Below are 23,640 nucleotides of genomic sequence, written 5' to 3' on the forward strand. Positions count from 1 at the left end.
GATGATTAAAGTTTTATTTCCAACCTAGCTTCTAATACTTTTAAAACTTGTGCTAAAACCGAATAAACATACAATGAATTATTCAACATAAAATTTCTTTTTATTGAACCAAAAACTGCACATTTAATTAAAATTTGGCTGCTTTGTAAAAGCAGGCTAATGTTTTCATTCCTAAAAGAAGCTGAATTTTCAAATTTATTAACTCTCAAACAAAAACAACAAACGATCTTAAGGAGAAAATGAGTAAAAACGAAACTAATGCCGGCCTAAAAATTATTCCATTGGGCGGTTTACATGAAATTGGTAAAAACACCTGTGTTTTTGAATACGATGATGAAATTATCCTCTTAGATGCAGGATTGGCTTTCCCGACAAAGGCAATGCACGGGGTAAATATCGTTCTGCCAGATACGACTTATTTACGGGAAAATCGCCACAAAATTAAAGGCATGATTGTCACCCACGGTCATGAAGACCATATTGGTGGTATTGCTTTTCACCTCAAGCAATTTGACATTCCGGTCATTTATGGTCCTAGACTAGCAATGGCAATGCTAGAGGGTAAATTAGAAGAAGCAGGAGTACGCGATCGCACAGAATTAAGAACAGTTTTACCACGCGATGTTGTCCGAATTGGTAAATCCTTCTTTGTCGAGTACATCCGTAACACCCACTCCATTGCCGATAGCTTCACCATCGCCATTCACACTCCCTTAGGCGTGGTGATTCATACCGGAGATTTTAAATTTGACCACACTCCAGTTGATGGCGAAAAATTTGACTTACAACGTCTAGCAGAACACGGCGAAAAAGGTGTACTTTGCCTTTTGAGTGACTCAACTAACTCCGAAGTTCCAGGATTCACACCGTCGGAAGCGTCAGTTTTTCCCAACCTAGATAGAGTCTTTAGTCAAGCAGAAGGACGACTATTCGTAACTACCTTTGCTTCCAGCGTCCATCGTATCAACATGATTTTGCAACTGGCACGAAAGCATAACCGTGTAGTGACGGTTGTCGGGCGTTCCATGCTGAATTTGATAGCCCATGCCCGTAATCTAGGTTACATCAAATGTGAAGATAATCTGTTGCAACCCTTGCACATGGTGCGTAATCTGCCAGATGATAATGTGTTGGTTCTTACCACTGGTTCCCAAGGTGAAACAATGGCAGCTATGACCAGGATTGCCAACAAAGAACACCCCCATATTAAAATTCGTCCAACTGATACCGTTGTCTTTTCTGCTAACCCAATTCCAGGGAACACAATTGCTGTAGTCAACACCATCGATAAATTGATGCAGCAAGGAGCAAAAGTTGTCTATGGACGGGAACATGGCATTCACGTTTCTGGACACGGCTGTCAGGAAGACCAAAAGTTGATGATTGCCTTAACTAGACCCAAGTTCTTTGTACCAGTCCACGGTGAGCATCGGATGCTGGTGAAACACTCCCAAACAGCACAAAAAATGGGTGTTCCTGCTGAGAATATGGTGATTATTCAGAATGGCGATGTCATCGAACTAACGGAAGAATCGATTCGCGTTGCAGGTAAAGTACAATCTGGTATCGAGTTGGTGGATACTACAAGTTCTGGCATGGTCAGTGCGAAAGTTCTGCAAGAACGCCAACGCATGGCAGAAGAAGGTCTTGTTACTATTGCGGCGGCGATTGATTGGCAGGGTAAATTGCTGGCTAAACCAGAAATTCACATACGGGGTGTTGTTACTAGTGTAGAGCGATCGCTGCTACAAAAGTGGGTACAACAGCGTATTGAAGAAATTATTAGCGTGCGTTGGTCTGAATTTTCATCTTCTGAAGGTGAGCAACCAGAAGTAGATTGGGGTGGCTTGCAAGGGACTTTAGAACGTGAGTTGCAACGTTCCATTCGTCGTGAGTTGCAATGTCAGCCATCTGTGACTTTCCTAATGCAAATTCCTGATGAGCCACCTGTGAAGGTTGCCGATGGTAGAAGGCGACGGACTCGGACTGCTGCTCAGGTCGCTTCGTAATAATTAAGCTCACGTAAAAACCAATACCCCAAACGGAACCCTCATGGTAGACGCAAAGACGCATAAGTGTCTTTGCGTTTTGATGTGCGATATTGAATGTAGACGAGTTCGGGGAGGCGATAACTAGTAAATAATACCAATTTGAAAAAAGAAGGCGACAGATATACAGCCCCAAACGCTTGTCCTGCCTTGATTATTAATTTTGAATTTTGAATTTTGAATTGGTATAAGGAATCGGATTTAAACTTAAAGCTTGAGCCAAACTCAAAGTCAAAGGCGTAAACACTAGCGCCAAAGTGTCGTTGAGGAAAAAGGCGGAGAGGTGTTTACTGCGTTATTGCAAGTTCTAACGTTTAAAGATAGTTTCTAGAGTACTTAACCAACAGCAGAAATATTTCAATACAAGTATTCTTCTATTACCAGAAATTATTATGTTAAGCTTTGTGAATATTTCTGCAAATTCCACCCGAAGATAGATGTCTTCATTAGAATTTAAACTGTGTCAAGTTATGAACAAGATCGGATGATTACACTACCGCTTCCGAGAAAATTGCGATTAACTTGACGTAGTAATAAGTCATGTCCTGATTTCAGTAGCTGCCCAATATTTGCACAATTTAGCGATCAGGACGAGTTTTTTCCCGACCAGGTAGTTATCACATTGTATAAGTTCATCGGAAAGATGAATTCCCTCGTAAAAAAAGAGGCATAACCATGAAGGTATTTGATAATACCACAAAAAAGCTTTTTGTTGCAAGCTGGATTTCGATCAACCACGCAGAAGATCAGAATAATCATCCACACCAGTTGCAAGCTTCTCCTTCTCAGTCAGGTTGGGATATTTTTAAACTCTGGCGACGCTGGCTAGACAATATTAAAGTAAGCGATCGCCAACTAGCCCACCGCCTATGTCAAATGATCCCTGCTCAATGTCCCTTTGAGCGCGACATCAAGTTATTTGGCAAGACGATTTTACACATTCCACCAATGTGCAAACTCAACCCTTTATACGAAGAAGTCGTTAGCTTGCGTTTCCGGGCGCTGTGTTATCTAGCGGATGAGTGCGGCGAGGATGTGTCACAGTATTTTTAGTCAACGGTCAACAGTCAACAGTTAAAAGCTAAAAGCTAAAAAAAAAGGTTTTTAACCAATGACTATTGACTAATGACTATTGACTCTTTTTCCTAGCCTGCCATTTTTGGATGGCTTCTTGAGCATCTTCGTAAATGGCTGTTCCTTCTGGGACTAAGATAGCAGTTTCAATTGCAGCGTTGAAGTTTCCTTGATCAGCGCGATTTTTGGCTAGATCCAGGATTGTTTCACTCCATTTATTAATAGATTTTTTTGCTAAATCAAAGCCTGGTTGACTTTGGGGTACTCTTTTGGCTACTTCAATAGCACGATTATAAGTAGAAGCTTGTCCTTGTCTAATTAAGGCGTTAGCAGCATCTATAAGGGTTTGATTAGCTAGAAACTCTTTGGCTTCTGAGCGCCACTGTTCAATGGCTGTTTTTGCTTGGGGATATAAGATGGTGTCGTCTTGGGAAATTAATTGAGCAGCTGCGATCGCATTGGCATATTGTCTTTGTTTGGCGCGACCTTCTGCTAAATCTAAAATCATTCGGCTCCAAATCTTAATATTTTCCTGAGCTTGGTCGTAAAGGGGTTCACCGGGTTTAATTTTTTTAGCCGTGGCGATCGCCAAGCTTAGATCGCTAGCTTGAGTCTGTCTTAAGGACATTTTTGCTAGGTCTAATACAGCTTGATTGCGTTTTCTTGATTCAGAAATAGGCGCAATTTGAGCAGCTGATTGGTTCTTTGGTGGATTTAGTGGGGCTGGAGATAGCTTAGGGAGTGGGTGAGGAGTTGAGGGAGTTTTGATGAGTTGTGAATCGCTTGTAGTCGTAGGTAGTTGCTTTGCTCTTAAAACTCTGGACTGATTACGAAGTAGAACAATAGAAATTAAAGCCACAACCACCATAGTACCGCCACCCCACAGCAGGAACTGTCTCCATAATGGAGGCTCTACCTTATTGGCTGGTAGTCGAGAGATATAAGGTTGGGGAGCATTGGGGATGAATCTTCCGCTTGTACCCTCTTCTTCATCAGGTGCAGGTGGTTGGTATTGCGGAGTGAAGCCAGTATTTATTGCTGGGTATGGCTGTTTATCTAGGGTGACAGTTGGTGATTTGCCATTGCCATTAGTTTCAAACCCTTGAGATTCTCCCCATATCCCGAATTTTGACGAGTTGACAGCAGTTCTAGGAGGTTCTCCCAAAGATGGTGCTGTTAACATTACGGCAAAACTTTCTTCTGAGAAAATAATTGGTTCGGCTTCAGAAGGTTCTAAGGTACTGGGTACGGCGGCGCTCAGTTCTATTTCAGTATTGTTTGTTGTTTCTACTGGCGGCAAAATTGCCTGTTCATCAAAAGGGATAACGGCTACGGGGTTTTGTGTAGGTCGCCAGTAATGCTGAGATAATTCGGGAGTCAGAACACTTAAGTATTTTTCTAATTCTGCTAAGTTACTGCCATAACCAGAACGTAAAGCTGACAACAATGCGCCTGTAAATATCCCGTGACCTAGTTCCCTACTTTCTTGAGAAAATTGGTCTGATTGACAGGAAACAATGGTGGACAGTTGTAGTTCTTCAGCGAGTTCGATGATTTCTTGGCCTACGGGAGTATCACCTTGGCTAGCGGAAGCACGGTTGATATCAAAGAGCAGCAATACATTGAGGTCAGCAAGCTGCAAACTTTGCATTAGCGATCGCACTTCTATACCAGTTTCTTCTACTAGTTTAGGGTCGCCTTCTGTGGGCATTAAATAATCTCTGCCGTTGTGGTTGACTCCATAACCGCTAAAAAAGAACCATAAATGGTCTTCTGGTTGCCAACAGGCGGCGGCTAAATCTTCCAGCAACAGCAATATATTTTCTTTTGTAGGATAGGTGGATCTATCGTCAATTGGTGGCGATGTATCCGTCATCAGCAGGCAGCGTTGGGGTACGAAACCTGCTTGTTGAACCAAAAAGTCTTTAAGCGCCTCGGCATCGGCTTGGGCGCAAAGTAAAGGTTGAAATAACTGATATTGATTAACGCCTATGGCGATCGCCCAGTAGTTTGCCATCCCGCTCTTTGTAGGTTGTTGTGTGCTTGCCTAAAATTGCGGTTGGCTTTGCTGAAAAAACAAAGCTAACCTATGTCTAATAGTCTAGGAGATTCTCATTGAGTCATTAAAGATACGTATTTTTTATTACCTCTACTTTCGGAAAATTTTCTCAAGCTATTCAAATTAAAGAACCTCAATTAAGGAGATGTCAGGTCATGAACAAGAGTTGTACTCACCAACTATCATTAAACATTCCCTTTACAGTTATTAGCCAAATTGACAAAAAAATCCGGACATTTCCGTTAATCTTTTTGCTTTTATTTCCTGTTCCTGTATGGCTTGTAACAGAAATGGTTTTCCCGCAGATTGTGCGAGCTTACACAGCCAGAGTTGACTTGACTATTGATAGATTACCTGATGAAGCCTACGAGGCTATACTACGCAGGGCAGAAATGAGTGCTAGGGCTGCGGCTCAACGTAGTTTTGATCAAGATATATTAGTTACAGATATTTCTGTGATTGTCTCCGTACAAAGTTATGGAGCGATCGCACCAGTGTTAGTTTTAGATGTCAGCCGTCAGCAATGGCGCAACCGTCCCGATCCGCAACGTTGGGCGACTTACTTCAAAAGTGCGCGATCGCTCTTACTTTTTGAACAGCCACAAACCACTCCCAACCCAGCCGCCGCCGTCACTATTCCGACAGCATCCCCGGAACCAAAAGCAGAGCCTACCAATCAGCCACAGTAAGGGCTAGAGGATGGGGTTAGGGTTTATTACCACATCCCTAGTCCCTTTTTTACCCCTTAAGGTGATCATCGTTATTTGATCGCTTAGAATAGAAAGGTTGTGAAGAATTCCGATATCAGCTACTATGGCGGTTCCTAAGAAGAAAACATCTAAATCAAAACGAGACAAACGTCGAGCTACCTGGAGACACAAGGCTGCTGTTGAAGCGCAAAAAGCTCTCTCTTTGGGTAAATCAATTTTGACTGGACGTTCTACATTTGTCTATCCTACTGCTGAAGAAGAAGACGAAGAAGAATAAGAAAAAAATGGGTAATGAGTAATTGGCAGAACCCATTACCCATTACCTTTCACCCATGACTGATGATCAAATAATCATATAAAGAGTAAGTGATCTGTAGCTCCTGATTTTTTAGTGTTTATTAAAATTAATATTTATAGGGATTTGCGACGAATATATTAATCTATTCCTATTTTTGATTGTTATACAAGAAGTATGCTAGGAAAATTTTTTCAGAAACCAGATCAAACTAATAGTAACCGTGTTCCCCCAGGACAGCATCTAGCTAAGGGTTTTCCTGTGCTAACCTACGGTGCAGCGCCACAAGTAAGTATAGAACAATGGGAGTTTCGGGTGTGGGGTTTGGTAAAGCCTACCATTTTAACTTGGTCAGATTTTATGGCTTTACCTCACCACGAATTTACAGCAGATTTCCACTGTGTCACCCGTTGGTCTAAGCTTGATGTCAAATGGACGGGGATTAAGGTGACAGATTTTATGAGTCTGATTGAGGTAGACCCTAAAGCCGTTCATGTAATGGAACATTGCTATGGCGATTACACTACAAATATTGCCATGTCTGACTTTGTACGGGAGGAAAACTTTTTTGCGTTTAAATTGTTTGGTGAAGACCTTCCTACAGAACATGGCGGGCCGATGCGTCTTGTTGTACCTCATCTCTACGCCTGGAAAAGTGCTAAATGGATTAATGGTTTGGAGTTTCTAGACAAGGAAGAATTGGGTTTTTGGGAACGCAACGGCTACCATCGTCGTGGTGAACCTTGGGATGAGGAACGGTATAGTTAATTCGTAATTCCGCCCCAGTCTTCAGTAATCTACTTAATAATTCGTTTGATTAAAGATAATTTATCTTTGTAGGGTGCGTAACGCCAGTTTATATCTATCCAGAAGGAGTTTTTCAAAACACTTTTGTAGTGGGAAAAGGTGTCAAAACTGGCTTGACCGTGATAGCTGCCAATACCGCTATCACCCACGCCACCAAAGGGTAGGGATGAAACACCGACTTGCATCATTGTGTCGTTAATACATACTCCACCAGATGAGGTTTCTTGCAGGACACGCTTTTGTAGGGCTTTATCTTGGGAAAATAGGTATAAAGCTAGGGGTTTTGGTTGAGAATTAATGATGGCGATCGCATCTTGAATATCTGTGTATTCAATCACAGGTAAAATCGGCCCAAAAATTTCTTCCTGCATCACAGGATCAGTCAAAGAAACATGATCTAATAATGTGGGAGCAATATATTTTTCTGTGGAGTTAGTTTCGCCCCCAACAATGATTTCACCGTTATTGAGCAATTTAGCTACACGCTCAAAATGTTTATGGCTAATAATCCTGCCATAATCAGGGCTTTCTGCTGGGTTATCGCCATAAAATTCTTTGAGTTTTTTTTGTAAAGCAGCAATTAAATCTTTTTTAATTTTTTGATTGACTAAAAGATAATCAGGTGCAATACAAGTTTGTCCTGAATTAATAAATTTGCCCCAAGTAATCCGTCTAGCTGTGTGTTCAAGATTAATATCTGTATCAACAATACAAGGACTTTTACCACCCAATTCTAATGTGACTGGTGTGAGATGTTTGGCTGCTGCTTCCATGACAACTTTGCCTATGGATGTACCACCAGTGAAAAATATATGATCAAATTTTTGAGTTAGTAATTCTTGGCTAGTTTCTACACCGCCTTCTAGCACTGTAATGTATTCAGTGGGAAAGTATTTACTAACAGTTTCTGCGAAAAAGCTAGAGGTATGGGGTGCAAGTTCGGAGGGTTTAACAATAGCACAATTTCCGGCGGCGATCGCCCCTACTAAAGGTGAAATAATCAAGCCAAATGGATAATTCCACGGGCTGATAATTAAAACAACGCCTAGTGGTTCTGGATAAATTCTTGCTGAATAAGAAAAAAAATCTAAGGAGACTGGGGCTTTTTTGGGTTTAGACCAAGTCCTGAGATTCTTAATGGCATAATCAATTTCTTTAGTTACACCAATCTCTGTAGCGTAAGTTTCAAATTCTGATTTATTTAAATCTGCTTTTAACGCTTTAGTGATTGCTTGTGTATTTTCAGTAACTAATTGCTTCAGCTTCTTTAGTTGTTCCAGCCGAAAATTAATGTCTTTTGTTTGACCATTTTGAAAAAACTTACGCTGTTGCTGGATTATTTCCTGAATTTTTGATGTTTCAACAGTAATCATATTTTTATTCACGCTTAATTTTCTAGTTTACTCAAGTAAAGATAAATCACGAATTGCTTTATTTCAAAGCAATATGAATCAGAAATGATAATTTTTATTTTTTATTTTTTCATAGGTAAACTGACGATAAATACACTACCTTTACCTAACTCTGAATTGACTACAATATTGCCATGATGAGCTTCAACAATGCGCCGAGAAAGATATAACCCTAAGCCACTACCAGAGATTTTATGACTACCTTGACGAAATCTTTCAAATAATGTGGCTTGTTCTTCTAGTGGAATACCTGGGCCTGTGTCTGCTATTTCAATATTTATATAGTCGCTGGATTCAGAAACATCTTGTTGATTACTCAATTTTATAGTTTTCAGGCGGATAGTGACTGAGCCAGAAGTTGTAAACTTGATAGCATTACCGATAAGATTGGTAAACAAGCGATGCAGTTCTAGGCGATCACCTACGGTGGGCGAAGCGCCAACGCCTATGGTGGGGGGAATAGCATCACCTGTGACTATACTTGCATCCCGATTGATTACCAAACCTTTTTCTTGGGCTAAAGGTGTAAGTTCCCCAATTACCTCATCTAGCAATTGGTTGAGATTTACTGGCTGAAATGCCAAGGTTTTGCGACCAGCTTCAAAACGGTAGACTTCTAATAAGGTATTTACCATCGACAGCAGGTTAATATTACTCCGCGCCATGATGGCGATTACTTCCTGCATTTGCGCTGATAAATCTCCCAAAGCACCTTGTTGAAATAGTGCGAGCATCCGATCAGCTGCAACTAGGGGAGTACGCAAATCGTGAGTGAGACGAGAGACAAAATCTTCACGCTGACGGGCTATTTCGTCACGTTCATCCATACTATGCTTCAAACGTAGAAGCGATCGCACTCTTGCGAGTAATTCATCCACTGTTACAGGTTTACGGATAAAATCATCAGCACCTAAGTCTAATCCATAAGCTACATTTGGTGCATCGTGGGCGGTAATTAGCAAGATGGGGATGTACTGCTGCAAGTTCATCTCCCCTCGAACTCGTCTAGTGACTTCATAACCATCCATTCCTGGCATCATTAGATCCAACAACACCAAATCACAAGGGGATGCTTGCAATTGGGCTAATGCTGAGATGCCATTTTCGGCTGTGCTAACTGTATAACCTTCTTCTTCCAGAATAGTCTTAATCAAAAATACATTATCTGGAGAATCATCGACAACTAAAATTTTGCTAGATTGTGAACTCATGTGACACCGGAGTATAGGGTAACAGGGATTTTGTTATGAGCAAGCAGTTACGGGAGCGATCGCCTCAAATCAATGGTAGGGTTAGCTGTGCCGTAGAGTAGGATATCTTCCCATCGATATTCTGGCAATTAACTTGCAATTTTATTGATACGGGAAGAAATCACCCTTGACCTGCTACCTTAATGTACAATCCCTATAATTTGTACATGGGTTAACCAACCACCCAATAAATACAAAGCTTGTATTAACTTTTATCCTGACTTCTATTTTCAAACTCAGTGCCAATTCCCTTGGTAAAACTATCACCCAGTCAATAAACCGAAATAATTCTTGAATATCTTCTCGGCTCAGACATTAAAATAAAAAATACCTTTGTGCCATTGGTAAAACGGTCGCAGGTTCACAAGTCAACAATTCCCCATCGGCTCTAACTTGGTACGTTTCTGAATCTACTTCTATATGAGGTAGCGCATCATTCAACTTCATATCCCCCTTAGTTAATTGACGAGTTCCGGAAACTGCGACTGCTGATTTTCTCAAACCCAACTGCTGAGGAATTTCTCTTTCTAGTGCAGCTTGGGAAACAAAGGTTAAAGATGTGGCATTTCTAGCACCTGCAAAACTGCCAAACATAGGACGCATATGGACAGGTTGCGGTGTGGGAATGCTGGCGTTAGCATCACCCATTTGTGACCAAGCAATCATTCCGCCTTTAATGACTATCTCTGGTTTGACACCAAAAAACGCTGGTCTCCACAAACATAAATCTGCAAGTTTACCTGCTTCTACAGAACCTACATACTCAGCGATTCCATGCGTAATTGCAGGATTGATTGTGTATTTAGCAACATATCTTTTAGCTCTTAAATTGTCTGCTTCACCATCTCCTGCAAGGCTTCCCCGTTGCAACTTCATTTTGTGGGATGTCTGCCAAGTGCGAATTATTACTTCCCCTACTCTGCCCATAGCTTGGGAATCGGAAGCAATCATACTAAACGCCCCTAAGTCGTGGAGAATATCTTCGGCGGCGATGGTTTCGCGGCGGATGCGGGATTCAGCAAAAGCCACATCTTCGGCGATCGCTGGATCTAGATGATGACATACCATCAACATATCTAGGTGTTCGTCTAAGGTGTTGACGGTGTAAGGGCGGGTGGGGTTGGTGGAAGATGGGAGGACGTTGGCTTGTCCACAGACTTTGATAATGTCTGGTGCGTGTCCACCGCCTGCGCCTTCGGTATGGTAAGTGTGGATGGCGCGATTTTTGAAAGCGGCGATGGTATCTTCAACAAATCCGGCTTCGTTGAGGGTGTCGGTGTGAATTGCCACTTGCACATCATATTCATCGGCTACACTCAAGCAAGTGTCAATAGTGGCTGGTGTGGTTCCCCAGTCTTCATGAAGTTTTAACCCCATTGCACCAGCGAAAACTTGTTCTACTAATCCTTCGGGTTGACTGGTGTTACCTTTACCTAAAAAACCTAAGTTGACAGGGAAAGCATCAGCCGCTTGCAGCATCCGGTACATATTCCAAGGGCCGGGGGTGCAGGTGGTGGCGTTGGTTCCTGTGGCTGGGCCTGTACCACCGCCAATCATAGTAGTGATACCGGAGGCGATCGCTACTTCTATTTGTTGGGGACAAATAAAATGAATATGACTATCAATACCGCCAGCCGTGAGAATCATTCCTTCCCCGGCTAAGGCTTCAGTTCCAGGGCCGATAATAATATCTACATTATCTTGAATATAGGGATTCCCGGCTTTCCCAATTTTAAATATTTTGCCATCTTTAATGCCGATATCTGCTTTGACAATCCCCCACCAATCGAGAATCACAGCATTAGTAATGACTAAATCTACTGCACCATCGGCGTTAGAAATGGGGGATTGTCCCATACCATCCCTAATAACTTTACCACCACCAAATTTCACTTCATCGCCGTAGGTTGTGAAGTCTTGTTCTACTTCTATAAATAATTCTGTATCAGCAAGTCGGATGCGATCGCCTACTGTGGGGCCGTAGGTTTCTGCGTAGGCGTGGCGGGACATTCTGTAGGGCATGGTATACTCCCAGCAAAAGTATTATGATATTGATTTATGATTTGATAAAATTTGAGCATTGATATTGAGTCATATTTCAGTATGCTCAACTTAACTATCTATAAAACGTAGATAGTCAAATATCATGCTTTATTCTCAGTATTCAAAGTATTTTTTTCTATATTTTCCTTTGAAGGTGGTAAAGCTTTTTGTTCTTTTCCTGAAAGTTTTTTTGTTGAGTCTATGCTAAATATCTCTGATGCCTTTTCAAAAATAGCTTGTATACTTAATCCATCATCAATGAGCTTTTCTATTTTTTCTTTACCGTTAGTTAATTCCTCAATTTTAGGCATCCAAAATTCTGTTATATCTGGAACTGCTCCAATTATGTCATAAACACTAGGAGGTTGAATACATAAGACTAGGCTGAGAATAAATGCTTTAAATCCTTTATACGTAACATTATTTTTATCATCATCTTTAAGTTCATTGTCTACAATCACCAAATCAGTCACTAATGATTTAGCAGTTTTTTCTAGTCCTTCAGTTCCATCAATAGAATATCGACACAAGGCTTGTAATATATCTTCAATTTTATTAATTAAATAATTTTTTAATTGTTGAGATAAATCCGAATTTATTATTTTCTTCCGAAGAGACTCAACTTCAACGTTAAGTTTTCCTAAAAAATCTATATCTAGAAATACTGTACCTTTTTGAGCATGACAATAGTTTGCTAGTGCATCTAGAGTATTGAGTACATTTCTACTTTCAATATAATCAGCAAAAGTATGCCATCCTGTAGACCAAAGATGATTAACCACAAAAAGCTGATGTAGCCCATCTATTACTTGAATGTATCTATCAATTTTTGGAATATTATTTAATTTTTTTGCTTCTTCTTCAGCTTTCTTTAAAATTAGATAAAAATCTAAAATATTTTTAGGATCACCAGGAAGTTTCATTGCATTTAATAATACATTTCTTGCTGGTTCATCTCTCTTCTTAGATTTAATTGCATCGTCGAGAATAGTTTCGAGTAGTCTTAACGTGTTAGATTGCATCATTGTTAAATTTAATAGAAGATCCAAATTATTACATAGCAATTATCGTGGTTGTTATTAGTCAAAGTTCAGAATTATGTTGAGTTCGCAAAAATGAAAATGAGAACCAATTTGTATAGGATAGTTGCCTACTGTGCGGCTGTAAGTTTCCAAGTAGGCGTGGGGAGAATTCTGTAAGGCATAGTATATTCCTTGATTTAATAGTAGAAAATAAAGTAATTATTGAAATTAAGTCTGTAGAATCCCTCAAACCCATTCACTCAGTCCAACTTCTAACTTATTTAAAACTCACAAATTGCAAACTCGGACTCCTCCTCAACTTTAACGTCCTCCACCTCAAAGAAGGCATCAAACGCGTAGCCAACAACCTCTAACTCCGCGTTCCTCTACGCTAACCTCCGCGCCCCTCTGCGTTAATTTCCCCATTCACCCTCCCATTAAACCCATAAACCCGACGACTCCCAACCAAAGGAACTAAAATCACCTCCTTCTCATCCCCAGGTTCAAACCTAACCGCCGTCCCCGCAGGAATATCTAAACGCATTCCCAACGCCAATTCCCTATCAAAAATTAACGCATCATTAACTTCATAAAAGTGAAAGTGAGAACCAACTTGAATTGGTCTATCTCCTGCATTTGCTACGACTAACCTAGTAGTAACTCGATTGGCATTAAGTTCAATTTCTCCTGATTGTGTAATAATTTCTCCTGGAATCATATTTTGCTCCTTTGCACATTAACGAATAGGATTATGCACTGTTACCAACTTTGTTCCATCAGGAAAAGTGGCTTCTACCTGAACTTCATGCACCATTTCCGCAACACCTTCCATCACCTGATCTCTTGTTAAAAGAGTTGTGCCATAACTCATTAATTCTGCTACTGTATTTCCATCTCTTGCACCTTCTAAAATAGCAGCAGAAATATAAGCAATGGCTTCTGGATAATTAAGTTTTAAACCTCTATTTTTACGTCTTTCTGCTACTAAAGCGGCGGTAAAAATCAATAATTTATCTTTTTCTTGTGGTGTAAGCTGCATGATTAATTACGAATTAAGTTTGCCACACTCTGGGTATACATTTACCACGACTGAAAAACTCACCTCGCAGCAATTGCCAAACATCTGTAAACCAGTTTCTCACTTCAGATGTGGAAGCACCACGATATCGACATAAAAATCCATTTTCTAAGCTGGTAACGCCTCTTTCGCCTTGAGTATTCCCTAAATTTCGGGCTTTTTCGATGATTTTTGTGGAAACGGGACTACCCAACCAAACTAGACTACCTACTATTGGTTGTCCAGCCAAACCATGAGGACTGTGGAAAACGGCTTCATTCCCCGGTAGCCATTGACGATCTATCCACAAGGGAACACCTTGTTGCCAAATTTCTGTATGCGATCGCCATTCTCCTTGGTAGAATTTCTCTCCTCTAGCACTACGACCAAATCGGGTAATTTCCCAGCCTAAGAAATTGGCTCCAGTCGCTAATTCTACCCGTAAATCTTGGCGATAAATCGCACCATTAAATAAAATTGTTTCTTGCGGTAGCCATTCTAAACAAGCACCCGCATCAACTTGTATATCTATGGTTTGTCTAGCTTGTAAGCCGTCGCTGCGATATACCTTCCCGGCGGCGGCGGTGGTAATTAAAGCTTGCGCGTTCGGTTGGAGGTGGAGATTATAAGATAGGCGATCGCCTCCCACCACACCCCCAGCCGTGTGTAAAATCACGCTATGACAGACCTTTTCCCCTTCTGGATAGAACGGACGCTGTACTTTTAGCGGTGCTTGCTGGTGATTGTAAATTAACTGGGTGGAATTTGAGCGATCGGCATAAACTAAATCAAGTTTGCCATGCCAGCCTTTTACTATAGTGTCAGTTTCGCTCATTTAGGTTTCTGCAACATTAATAATCAATAATATACGGACGTTGAGGTGTCATTGATAATTTCTGCTCAAGGGGAGGTTATCGCTCTATTTCAGAAAGCGATATGATATTAATTAAGTACACTAAAAAGTAAAATTTCTACGCACCAATGGAAAGATTAATAAATATACATATAGAAAAATTACCAGAAGGTGTTTATTTAGCAACATCTGATGAGCTTCAAGGGTTAGTAGCACAAGGGCGAACAGTTGCCGAAACTTTAGAAATTGCTCGTGATGTAGCTCGTAAGTTAATTGAAGCACAATCTTTAAATCAAGAATCAGATTATTTCCATCCAATAGCCGAGCAATTTAACTATCCTTTAGTTGTAAGTCAATAGTTAAATCATGGGTAGGCTAAGTGGATTTAGTTACAGACAAATTATTAAAATCTTAAAAACCTTTGGCTTTGTTTTTTATCGTCAAGCCGCAGGTAGTCACGAAATTTGGTTTAATCCAGAAACTAATCGTTACACTACTATTCCTAACCATTCTGGTGATATGCCTGAAGGGACATTACGTGCTAAATAATATCAAATCGCATATATTATTTAAGTATAAAATTGACCTAAATTGGTCAATCTTAACACTTTAAATTAGTGTGTCAAAGGCATAAACACTGACCCTATTTGCGCCTCTGTGCCTTTGCGTGAAATAATAAAAACAGCCACTTCCACAAAGGAAGCAGCTGTTTTTTAAATTATCTAACTGACTACAGAATATTAGTAATCGAAGTCACCGCCGCCAGCGCCAGCACCAGCCGGAGCAGCATCTTTGGGTTCTGGCTTGTCAACAACAATACACTCGGTTGTCAACACCATCCCAGCGATGGAAGCAGCGTTTTGCAATGCAGAACGTGTTACCTTCGCGGGGTCAACGATACCAGCGTCGAACATATCTACAAATTCGTTGGTAGCAGCGTTGAAGCCAACGTTGAATTCTTTTTCTTTGACGCGTTCAGCAATTACAGCGCCGTTTTGACCAGCGTTTTCCGCAATTCTCTTCAGAGGTGCGGGTAATGCACGAGCGACAATCAAAGCACCAGTCAACTCTTCATCTTTGAGGTTGCTGTTAGCCCAAGCTTCGAGTTCGGGGGTGAGGTGAGCCAAGGTTGTACCACCACCAGGAACGATACCTTCTTCAACAGCAGCCTTAGTAGCGTTGATAGCATCTTCCAGGCGGAGTTTCTTGTCTTTCATTTCGGTTTCAGTGGCTGCACCCACTTTCACCACAGCTACACCACCAGAGAGTTTAGCTAGACGCTCTTGTAGTTTTTCTTTGTCGTAGGAAGACTCGGTTTCTTCGAGTTGACGACGAATTTGTTCTACACGAGCTTTCACAGGAGCTTCGTTACCGTCAGCAACAATTGTGGTGCTGTCTTTAGTAATGGTGATGCGGCGAGCTTTACCCAAGCTATCCAGCTTGGTGTTTTCTAGCTTCAGACCAGCATCTTCGGTGATTAGTTGACCGCCGGTGAGGATAGCGATATCTTCTAGCATAGCCTTACGGCGATCGCCAAAACCAGGAGCTTTTACAGCAGCAACGTTGAGTACACCGCGTAAACGGTTGACTACTAGGGTTGCCAAAGCTTCTTTTTCAATATCTTCTGCGATAATCACCAGAGGACGACCAGCACGAGCTACTTGCTCTAGAACTGGTACTAAATCTTGGACGAGAGCAATTTTCTTGTCTGTCAACAACAAGAAAGGCTCATCGAAAATCGCTTCCATCCGTTCTGGGTCGGTAGCAAAGTAGGGGGAGATGTAGCCTTTGTCAAAGCGCATCCCTTCGGTAATTTCCAATTCGGTAGTTACAGACTTACCTTCTTCTAAGGAGATAACGCCTTCCTTACCTACTTTGTCCATTGCTTGAGCAATCATCTGACCGACTTCATCGTCGTTACCAGCAGAGATTGCCCCGACTTGAGCGATCGCTTTAGAATCTTCTACAGGACGAGCGTGTTCTTTAATTCTTTCTACCAAGAAGTTGGTAGCTTTATCAATACCGCGCTTCAACAGAATCGCATTAGCACCAGCTGCTACGTTCCGCAAACCTTCTTTGACAATGGCGTGAGCCAAAACGGTAGCAGTGGTTGTACCATCACCTGCTGCGTCGTTGGTCTTGGAAGCAGCTTGGCGAATCAAAGCAACGCCTGTGTTCTCAACGTGATCTTCTAATTCAATTTCTTTAGCGATGGTTACACCGTCATTCACGATTTGCGGCGCACCAAACTTCTTCTCTAGTACTACGTTACGACCTTTGGGGCCGAGGGTAACAGCTACAGCCTCAGCTAGAATGTCCATGCCTCGTTCTAAGGCGCGACGAGCGTTTTCGTTATAGATAATGCGCTTTGCCATAGGTGTCTAAATCTCAGGAAGTTAAGTCAATTTTTGTGTCAGTGGTCAGTTGTTAGTTGTCAGTTGTCAATGGTTTGACTACTACCAATTAGCCAACGACTGCTAAAATATCTTTTTCGGAAAGCAGTACGTATTCTTCAGTTCCGAGCTTGACATCAGTGCCGGCGTACTTGGAGTACAGCACCTTATCGCCAACTTTTACTTCCAACTCTTGACGGCTACCGTCATCATTACGCTTGCCAGGGCCAAGGGCAACTACTTCGCCTACTTGGGGTTTTTCCTTAGCGGTGTCGGGCAAATACAAACCACCTGCGGTCTTTTCTTCGGAGGCGCTCACTTTTACGAAAACGCGATCGCCTAAAGGTTTAACGGTGGATACGCTTAGAGATACAGCTGCCATATTTTAAATTCTCCAGAGTTAGCACTCTCAACTCCTGAGTGCTAATCTACCTAAAACCAGCCCCCAATGGCAATGTTTCCGTGTGTACGGGTTCCCGAACTAGAATGACTAGGGAGTAGGGAGCAGAGAGCATAGGGAGCAGAGAACTAATGATTAATTAATACACTTCCAGAATATCCCGTAAGTACTAATACTCAATTATTCGTATTTTTCAGGTTCTTTTCTGTAAGTAACGAATATTTTTATATGGACAACTTTATTTGCAATCTGGGGAAATTGTTATAGAACAGTAATCAGGGAGACGCTCAATGAGTAACAATACAGTGATGTAGTGCAACAAAACTCAAGCTTATAGCTTGCTAGTTTGTTGTTCTAGATCGATAATAGTTGTCTAACCGGAAGTGTCTGGTATCGCCAAGCAAACCCGGAGGTTATTGAGCGGATCATCCAAGAACACTTGATAGGCATAATGGTGGCGCAAGAATCAGCATTTTTAACCCATCCTTTGCCAACAAATCCCTTACTTGCTTGTGAACATCTAAACAAAGGCTGAACATCAGAAGGGTATTGTAGAGCAGTAAGCCAATGAAAACGCGGGTCATGTTGCAGCTAGGGTCATCTTAAGCCAATACTTACTTGTGAACTAGAAAGATTATTATTTAATCAGTGTATTTTCACCCGCCACTTTCAAAGGGATATATAATAGCGCATTATAATACTATTGCTCTGCGTATCCTCACTGGAATATTGCCAATGTACTGGTGGTGTCATAGAAAGTGAAAACCACTTTTAAGACTCCAAGGAAGAAAGGGCAACTTAAGTGGGAAAAATGACAACATCTCAACAATCCACCATAAAGGATAACCATTCAAGACTTTGATGGATCGAAGCGCGACAAGTGCCACTGCTATGAAAGAGCCCAGCATGAAAGATCACAAACGACTTCTATTGATTGATGATGACCCTAACCTCATCTTGCTGGTGAAGGACTACTTGGAATTCAGAGGATATGAAGTCATCACGGCGGAAAACGGAAGAGAAGCTCTGGAAATTCTTGAACATGATGTTCCAGACATGATCATCTGCGACGTGATGATGCCAGAAATGGACGGATATACCTTTGTAGAACAAGTCCGGCAAAACGAACGCACCAGTTGGATTCCTGTTCTTTTCCTCTCAGCAAAAGGACAAAGTGCAGACCGAGTTAAAGGTCTGAACAAAGGTGCAGATGTTTATATGGTCAAGCCTTTTGAACCAGAAGAACTCGTAGCACAAGTAGAATCTTCACTGAAACAAACTATTCGTTGGAAGGAACACCAAGCCAAAGGCGGGGAAAACGGTTCCCGCATTCAAGTTCCCTTCGATGTGCAGTTAACCCCAACCGAACTGAAGGTAGTGCAGTTTGTAGCTAGGGGTTTAGCTAACCGGGAAATCGCTGAAGAATTAAATGTTAGTCAGCGCACCGTTGAAAGCCACGTTTCCAATATGTTGGGCAAAACCAATCTCCACAACCGCACCGAACTAGCACGGTGGGCGATTGAAAACCAAATGGCTTAAATAGCTATCAGCATTCAGCCGTCAGCTTGACAATAATTAACTGACAGCTGACAGCTGATAGCTCAGCCCATTTTGGATGTTAAATTTGAGATTCTGGATGGGAAACGACTTGTTGTAGCTGGTTTCTTGTTCCAATCGAGATTAATTATTTAGCTCCACCATTTCACACACGTTTCCTCTTACACCTCCTACACCTTTGGTAAATTGGCGGTCTTGCTTATTAATGAGCATTTGCATTCCATACTTGGGAGCCATGACAATTAATGCTTCCCGCTCTAGACTTTGCTGAGAGATGTATTGTAGGCGGTATTGCATCAACAACATAGCCAGGACAATTTTAATTTCCATCAGTGCAAAAGGCGCTCCAATACAGATACGGGAGCCTGCACTAAAAGGATTATATTCATACATGGTGGGTTCTTTGCTCTCCCAGCGCGTGGGGTCGAACCTTTCTGGATGAGGGAAAATTTCCGGTAGATGATGGGTATGGTAAATACTCACAAAAACTTCTGTCCCTGTTGGCAATTCATAGCCTCCTAAAGAAGTTGGTTGCGATGTCACCCGCGCATTCCAGGGTACAGGTGGTAAAATTCGCAAACTTTCTTTAATCACTCGCTCCAACAAAGATAACTGCTGCAACTTTTCTACAGTTGGTGGTGCGCCTTGCAAAACATTCTCTAGTTCATCAAGTAAATTGGCTGCTATTTGTGGATGTTGGGAAAGTAAAAACAGCGTCCAGGTTAAAGCATTGGCGCTGGTTTCATGACCAGCCGCAAAGATGACGCTAACATGACCGAGCAACTCATCCTCCGTTAGTCCCAAGCCACTTTCTGCGTCCCGTGCTTGGATGAGCATTGAGAGTACATCCTTTGAGTCTTCTTGGCTGGCTTGTTTCTGGCGAATTAGGGTACGCATTTCATCATCTAATTGCGCCATTAAACTTAGTAGACGATGGAAAGGTAGCCCTGGCACATCAAAAGGTAAAATGGCGATCGCAGGCGAACCTAGTAAAGCCCCGATTTTCTGCAATAATTTCGCACTATTACCACCCTCATCACCAATATCAGCACCAAACAAGGTTTTTGTAGCGACGCGTAAAGTCAGCGTTCGCATCACTTCACAAAGATTAATAGCTTTACCAACTGGCAATTGTTCCAATACTGACTGGGTAATAGCTACAATATCATCGCAGTAAGACTCGATGCGCTGTCTATGAAACGCCGGCATTAATAGCTGGCGGTGTTGACGATGAGTTTTGCTGTTAACTCCAAATAACCCGACACCAAAATGCTTGAGAGTTTCTGTGCGTGGAGAGTCATTGCGTTGGCGATACAAGCCTCCAGTTAACGGGTATTTATGATAAACCTCATGCTGACTTGTGACTTCTCGAACATTTTCCGACCCGTAAGCTAGTACAGTACCAGGACAATAATCTTCTGATGAGTAAAGATTTGTCCCACCTCCCGCTACTAGAGAAACCACTGAACCATATTTTTTAAATAGACAACGCGATAAATCAATGGAGTCTCGGATATATCCTACAAGCGGTATGATACGCCCAAAAATGGGTAAAGGATTAGGCCCAGGTACAGTTAATTTTGGTTTATCAGTGGTTATTGTCATCTTATACAGAACACCATAAATCAGGGAATAATTATTTACTTTTCCTGGACCTAAACATTAATTTCCGGCTTATTAGTATGGTCTGAATTATTTAATTTTTGAATATATTTTTGATATCAGAAATACAGTTTTATTAGAGTTATTTGCTAGGAGTCTTTTTTCTAGTATTAATAGTTCATACCAATTAAAGAATGCTACAGATGCGTAGGTTTGGTAAAACGAAGTGAAACCCAATACAGACAGAGTTCTTAGGTGTTAATTTACCCTACGAGAAAGCTGTGTTAACATCTCTCAAACCAACCTAAATCTGTAGCGATCGCTTTTCTGGTATTATTTGTAATCTATGTTTAATAGTTATCCAAATTTCCTAATTCTACTTCTATCAATCCATTATGTATGACAACATTTGCAAATTCATTGCTGAAAACTTCAAGGATGACTTAGCAACATGGTTACTAGGCTCACCAATTAAATTAACAGAACTGAGTCCTACCGAATTATCAAATGAACCCATTCGGGCTGATTCGTTAATCTTATTATAATCAGATGACTTAGTTCTACATACAGAATTTCAAACTAATGCAGACGAAGAAATGCCTTTTCGGATGTTAGATTATCGGGTAAGGGTGTATCGTCGCTTTCGTAACAAACAAATGCGTCAAATAGTTATCTATTTGCGAAAAAATAGCTCAAAATTAATTAATGAAACCAGTTTTAGATTAGAAAAAACTTACCATGAGTTTGAGGTCATACGTCTATGGGAACAACCGACAGATAGATTTATGAGTGTTCCCGGTCTGTTACCCTTTGCTGTTTTGAGTCAGACAAAAGATCCTACAATGGTATTAAGCCAAGTAGCCAAAGCAGTTGAAGCAATTACAAATCAACAGCTACAGAGAAATGTTGCAGCAGCCAGTGCAATTTTAGCAGGTATTGTTTTAAAGAAAGATGTAATTAGCAGACTTTTAAGGAGTGAGATTATGCGCGAATCAGTAATTTATCAAGAAATATTACAGGAAGGCAAAGCTGAAGGTAAAGCTGAAGGTAAAGCTGAAGGTAAAGCTGAAACAACAAGAAAATTAGCTGTAAACTTGCTGGGAATTGGCATGAGTTTAGAGCAAATTGCCCAAGTTACTGAATTATCACTTGAGCAAGTCCAGTCTTTACAAAAGGAGATACAAGAATCTGGCATCTAAACGGATGATTCACAAATTTTCCGTGACTTTAACAAGAAATAATAAAACCCGCTTTTGCGGGTTTTGTTCATGTAATTCTACCAACTGATACTGGTACTAAAACTCGGCATTTTGTGGTGTCCGAGGGAAGGGAATCACATCCCGAATATTACCCATTCCTGTGATAAACTGCACGAGTCTTTCAAAACCCAAGCCAAAACCAGCGTGAGGAACAGTACCGTATCGGCGTAGGTCGAGATACCACCATAAATCTTCAGGCTTCATCCCTTGTGCAATTACCCGGCGTTCCAACACATCTAAACGTTCTTCCCGTTGGGAACCGCCAATGATTTCACCAATTTTCGGTGCAAGAACATCCATTGCACGGACGGTTTTTTCATCGTCGCTCAAACGCATATAGAAGGCTTTAATTTGTGCTGGATAATCTGTGACAATTACCGGCTTTTTGAACAGTTGTTCTGCTAGATAACGTTCGTGTTCTGATTGTAAATCTAAGCCCCAATTGACAGGATATTCAAACTTGACATCAGCTTTTTCTAATAGTTTGATGGCATCGGTGTAAGTCAGACGCTCAAATTGATTATTAATAATATTTTCTGCTGTTGCTAAAACACTATTATCAATGCGTTGATTAAAAAAATCCATGTCTTCTGGGCATTTTTCTAACACATAATTAAAAATGTGTTTGAGGAACGCCTCAGCTAAATCCATATCACCTTCTAAGTCACAGAATGCCATTTCTGGCTCGACCATCCAAAATTCTGCTAAGTGGCGGGATGTGTTGGAATTTTCTGCGCGGAAGGTAGGGCCGAAGGTGTAGACGTTGCTAAAAGCCATCGCCATGACTTCGGCTTCCAGTTGTCCACTTACTGTTAAGTAGGTGGGTTTAGCAAAAAAGTCTTGGCTGTAATCAACGGCTTGATTCTCTGCGCGGGGAATTTTCTTTAAATCTAAACTAGTGACGCTAAATAGTTCCCCTGCACCTTCGCAATCGCTGGCGGTGATGATTGGGGTGTGTACCCACAAAAAGTCCCTTTCTTGGAAGAATTGGTGAATGGCTGCTGAACAAGCATTACGGACGCGGAACACTGCACCGAAGGAATTGGTACGCGATCGCAAATGTCCAATTGTGCGTAAAAATTCAAAAGAGTGGCGCTTCTTTTGCAATGGATAAGTTTCGGGGTCAGCTTCGCCGTAAACTTTCACCGCCTCGGCTTGCAATTCAATACGCTGTCCTTTCCCTTGGGAAGCTACCAGTACGCCAGCAACTTCTACTGACGCACCTGTATTCAGTTGTTTGACAATCGCTTCGTAGTCTGGCAAATCCTGATTAATGACAGCTTGCAAATTAGCTAGTGATGAGCCATCATTAACCTCAATAAATGCAAAGCCCTTGAGTTCACGCTTAGTTCTGACCCAGCCTTGAACTACCAGAGACTCATCAGGTTGACCACTACGCAATATTTCTGCAATCCGTAGATTTACCATAATTACCCAGCACAGGACTTTAATATCCAGCCTATAATAACGCCCATTCCACCAAAGCGGACGGCTTGCCAGAAAGGTTTTTTCAAGCTACGCCAAGAAAACAACTGGCTTTCTAAGTTTAGTTCTAGCATTTCCAGTTGCTGTTTGATTTGTCGTAACTCTGCTTTAATTTCTGGGGTCTGATATTTATTTTGCTGTAGTTCTTGACGGCGTTGTTGCCATTGTGCCTGTTGTTGACGATCGCTCTTTACTTGATCATACCTTTGTTTTAAGCTCAAGAGCGATCGCTCTAGTTCTTCTAGTTCTTGCTCAAAGTGCGGTTCTTGATTTTCCCCTGGTGGCTGTGCTTGTTTAGGCGGCTTCATGGACAA

General features: G+C 41.4%; 23 protein-coding genes and 1 pseudogene. 10 read left to right on the forward strand and 14 right to left on the reverse strand.

From position 1 onward, the window contains the following. Positions 1-239: 239 nt before the first annotated feature. Together H6G18_RS07660 and H6G18_RS07665 are read left to right on the forward strand one after the other, a co-directional pair. Positions 240-2,009: a ribonuclease J gene (locus tag H6G18_RS07660; protein WP_190406495.1), complete on the forward strand. Its 1,770-nt coding sequence runs from the start codon at positions 240-242 to the stop codon at positions 2,007-2,009. Positions 2,010-2,723: 714 nt separating this feature from the next. Then, positions 2,724-3,101, forward strand: a complete 378-nt coding sequence (locus H6G18_RS07665) for a Mo-dependent nitrogenase C-terminal domain-containing protein (protein ID WP_190406496.1) — start codon at positions 2,724-2,726, stop codon at positions 3,099-3,101. A 76-nt stretch (positions 3,102-3,177) separates the two neighbouring features. On the opposite strand, the gene H6G18_RS07670 is transcribed toward H6G18_RS07665, so the two are convergent. Further along, complete coding sequence (locus H6G18_RS07670; protein WP_190406497.1) at positions 3,178-5,139, reverse strand: caspase family protein; 1,962 nt, start codon at positions 5,137-5,139, stop codon at positions 3,178-3,180. A 197-nt stretch (positions 5,140-5,336) separates the two neighbouring features. On the opposite strand from H6G18_RS07670, the gene H6G18_RS07675 reads away from it, so the two are divergent. From H6G18_RS07675 to H6G18_RS07685, 3 genes are all read left to right on the forward strand, one after another. Next, positions 5,337-5,870: a hypothetical protein gene (locus tag H6G18_RS07675; RefSeq protein WP_190406498.1), complete on the forward strand. Its 534-nt coding sequence runs from the start codon at positions 5,337-5,339 to the stop codon at positions 5,868-5,870. A 124-nt stretch (positions 5,871-5,994) separates the two neighbouring features. Then, a complete protein-coding gene (gene rpmF, locus H6G18_RS07680) occupies positions 5,995-6,168 on the forward strand; it encodes a 50S ribosomal protein L32 (RefSeq protein WP_011320324.1) in 174 nt (57 codons plus the stop codon). A gap of 195 nt (positions 6,169-6,363) precedes the next feature. Then, positions 6,364-6,954: a sulfite oxidase-like oxidoreductase gene (locus H6G18_RS07685; RefSeq protein ID WP_190406499.1), complete on the forward strand. Its 591-nt coding sequence runs from the start codon at positions 6,364-6,366 to the stop codon at positions 6,952-6,954. Between the two features lie 29 nt (positions 6,955-6,983). On the opposite strand, the gene H6G18_RS07690 is transcribed toward H6G18_RS07685, so the two are convergent. From H6G18_RS07690 to H6G18_RS25245, 5 genes are all read right to left on the reverse strand, one after another. Further along, positions 6,984-8,366 carry an aldehyde dehydrogenase family protein gene (locus tag H6G18_RS07690; protein ID WP_190406500.1) on the reverse strand — a complete coding sequence of 461 codons (1,383 nt, stop codon included), beginning with the start codon at positions 8,364-8,366 and terminating at the stop codon, positions 6,984-6,986. 101 nt (positions 8,367-8,467) lie between these two features. Next, on the reverse strand, positions 8,468-9,616 hold the full coding sequence (locus H6G18_RS07695) for a hybrid sensor histidine kinase/response regulator (RefSeq protein ID WP_190406501.1): 1,149 nt from the start codon (positions 9,614-9,616) through the stop codon (positions 8,468-8,470). A gap of 354 nt (positions 9,617-9,970) precedes the next feature. Continuing rightward, positions 9,971-11,677: an urease subunit alpha gene (ureC, locus tag H6G18_RS07700; RefSeq protein WP_190406502.1), complete on the reverse strand. Its 1,707-nt coding sequence runs from the start codon at positions 11,675-11,677 to the stop codon at positions 9,971-9,973. Between the two features lie 122 nt (positions 11,678-11,799). Continuing rightward, positions 11,800-12,723, reverse strand: a complete 924-nt coding sequence (locus H6G18_RS07705; RefSeq protein WP_190406503.1) for a hypothetical protein — start codon at positions 12,721-12,723, stop codon at positions 11,800-11,802. Between the two features lie 54 nt (positions 12,724-12,777). After that, the gene (locus H6G18_RS25245; protein ID WP_190406504.1) at positions 12,778-12,873 is read right to left on the reverse strand and encodes an urease subunit beta; all 96 of its coding nucleotides are present in this window, start codon (positions 12,871-12,873) and stop codon (positions 12,778-12,780) included. Here H6G18_RS25245 and H6G18_RS07715 point away from each other — a divergent pair. Continuing rightward, positions 12,852-13,094 (forward strand): GxxExxY protein, encoded by a 243-nt coding sequence (locus H6G18_RS07715; protein ID WP_277875575.1) that lies wholly within the window; start codon positions 12,852-12,854, stop codon positions 13,092-13,094. The two genes, H6G18_RS25245 and H6G18_RS07715, sit on opposite strands and share 22 nt — an antisense overlap. Before the next feature lie 17 nt (positions 13,095-13,111). On the opposite strand, the gene H6G18_RS07720 is transcribed toward H6G18_RS07715, so the two are convergent. Genes H6G18_RS07720 through H6G18_RS07730 form a run of 3 tightly spaced genes read right to left on the reverse strand, consistent with a single transcriptional unit; the run spans position 13,112 to position 14,612 of the window. Then, on the reverse strand, positions 13,112-13,438 hold the full coding sequence (locus tag H6G18_RS07720; RefSeq protein ID WP_190406505.1) for an urease subunit beta: 327 nt from the start codon (positions 13,436-13,438) through the stop codon (positions 13,112-13,114). Positions 13,439-13,456: 18 nt separating this feature from the next. Continuing rightward, entirely contained in the window at positions 13,457-13,759 is a 303-nt protein-coding gene (ureA, locus tag H6G18_RS07725; protein ID WP_190406506.1) for an urease subunit gamma, read from the reverse strand. A gap of 13 nt (positions 13,760-13,772) precedes the next feature. Continuing rightward, positions 13,773-14,612: an urease accessory protein UreD gene (locus H6G18_RS07730; RefSeq protein ID WP_190406507.1), complete on the reverse strand. Its 840-nt coding sequence runs from the start codon at positions 14,610-14,612 to the stop codon at positions 13,773-13,775. Between the two features lie 146 nt (positions 14,613-14,758). On the opposite strand from H6G18_RS07730, the gene H6G18_RS07735 reads away from it, so the two are divergent. Beyond that, positions 14,759-14,989, forward strand: coding sequence for a type II toxin-antitoxin system HicB family antitoxin (locus H6G18_RS07735; protein WP_190406508.1), 231 nt, complete (start codon positions 14,759-14,761; stop codon positions 14,987-14,989). 7 nt (positions 14,990-14,996) lie between these two features. Then, positions 14,997-15,179, forward strand: coding sequence for a type II toxin-antitoxin system HicA family toxin (locus tag H6G18_RS07740; RefSeq protein WP_190406509.1), 183 nt, complete (start codon positions 14,997-14,999; stop codon positions 15,177-15,179). Between the two features lie 191 nt (positions 15,180-15,370). Here H6G18_RS07740 and groL read toward each other — a convergent pair whose 3' ends face one another. Together groL and groES are read right to left on the reverse strand one after the other, a co-directional pair. Next, positions 15,371-17,005, reverse strand: a complete 1,635-nt coding sequence (gene groL, locus H6G18_RS07745) for a chaperonin GroEL (RefSeq protein ID WP_190406510.1) — start codon at positions 17,003-17,005, stop codon at positions 15,371-15,373. Positions 17,006-17,093: 88 nt separating this feature from the next. Further along, entirely contained in the window at positions 17,094-17,405 is a 312-nt protein-coding gene (gene groES, locus H6G18_RS07750) for a co-chaperone GroES (RefSeq protein ID WP_190406511.1), read from the reverse strand. 879 nt (positions 17,406-18,284) lie between these two features. Here groES and H6G18_RS07755 point away from each other — a divergent pair. Continuing rightward, a complete protein-coding gene (locus H6G18_RS07755) occupies positions 18,285-18,962 on the forward strand; it encodes a response regulator transcription factor (RefSeq protein WP_010997804.1) in 678 nt (225 codons plus the stop codon). A gap of 141 nt (positions 18,963-19,103) precedes the next feature. Here the strand turns inward: H6G18_RS07755 and H6G18_RS07760 are convergent, their stop codons facing one another. Beyond that, positions 19,104-20,585 (reverse strand): cytochrome P450, encoded by a 1,482-nt coding sequence (locus H6G18_RS07760; protein WP_190406512.1) that lies wholly within the window; start codon positions 20,583-20,585, stop codon positions 19,104-19,106. A 392-nt stretch (positions 20,586-20,977) separates the two neighbouring features. Between H6G18_RS07760 and H6G18_RS07765 the strand changes: the two are divergent. Further along, positions 20,978-21,781, forward strand: a pseudogene (locus tag H6G18_RS07765) (Rpn family recombination-promoting nuclease/putative transposase). 96 nt (positions 21,782-21,877) lie between these two features. Here the strand turns inward: H6G18_RS07765 and asnS are convergent. Further along, positions 21,878-23,269, reverse strand: a complete 1,392-nt coding sequence (gene asnS, locus H6G18_RS07770; RefSeq protein WP_190406513.1) for an asparagine--tRNA ligase — start codon at positions 23,267-23,269, stop codon at positions 21,878-21,880. Positions 23,270-23,271: 2 nt separating this feature from the next. Next, the gene (locus H6G18_RS07775; protein ID WP_190406514.1) at positions 23,272-23,634 is read right to left on the reverse strand and encodes a hypothetical protein; all 363 of its coding nucleotides are present in this window, start codon (positions 23,632-23,634) and stop codon (positions 23,272-23,274) included. Positions 23,635-23,640: the final 6 nt, after the last annotated feature.

The sequence above is a fragment of the Anabaena subtropica FACHB-260 genome, assembly GCF_014697105.1.
In the GTDB taxonomy this organism is placed as follows: Bacteria; Cyanobacteriota; Cyanobacteriia; order Cyanobacteriales; family Nostocaceae; genus Trichormus; species Trichormus subtropicus.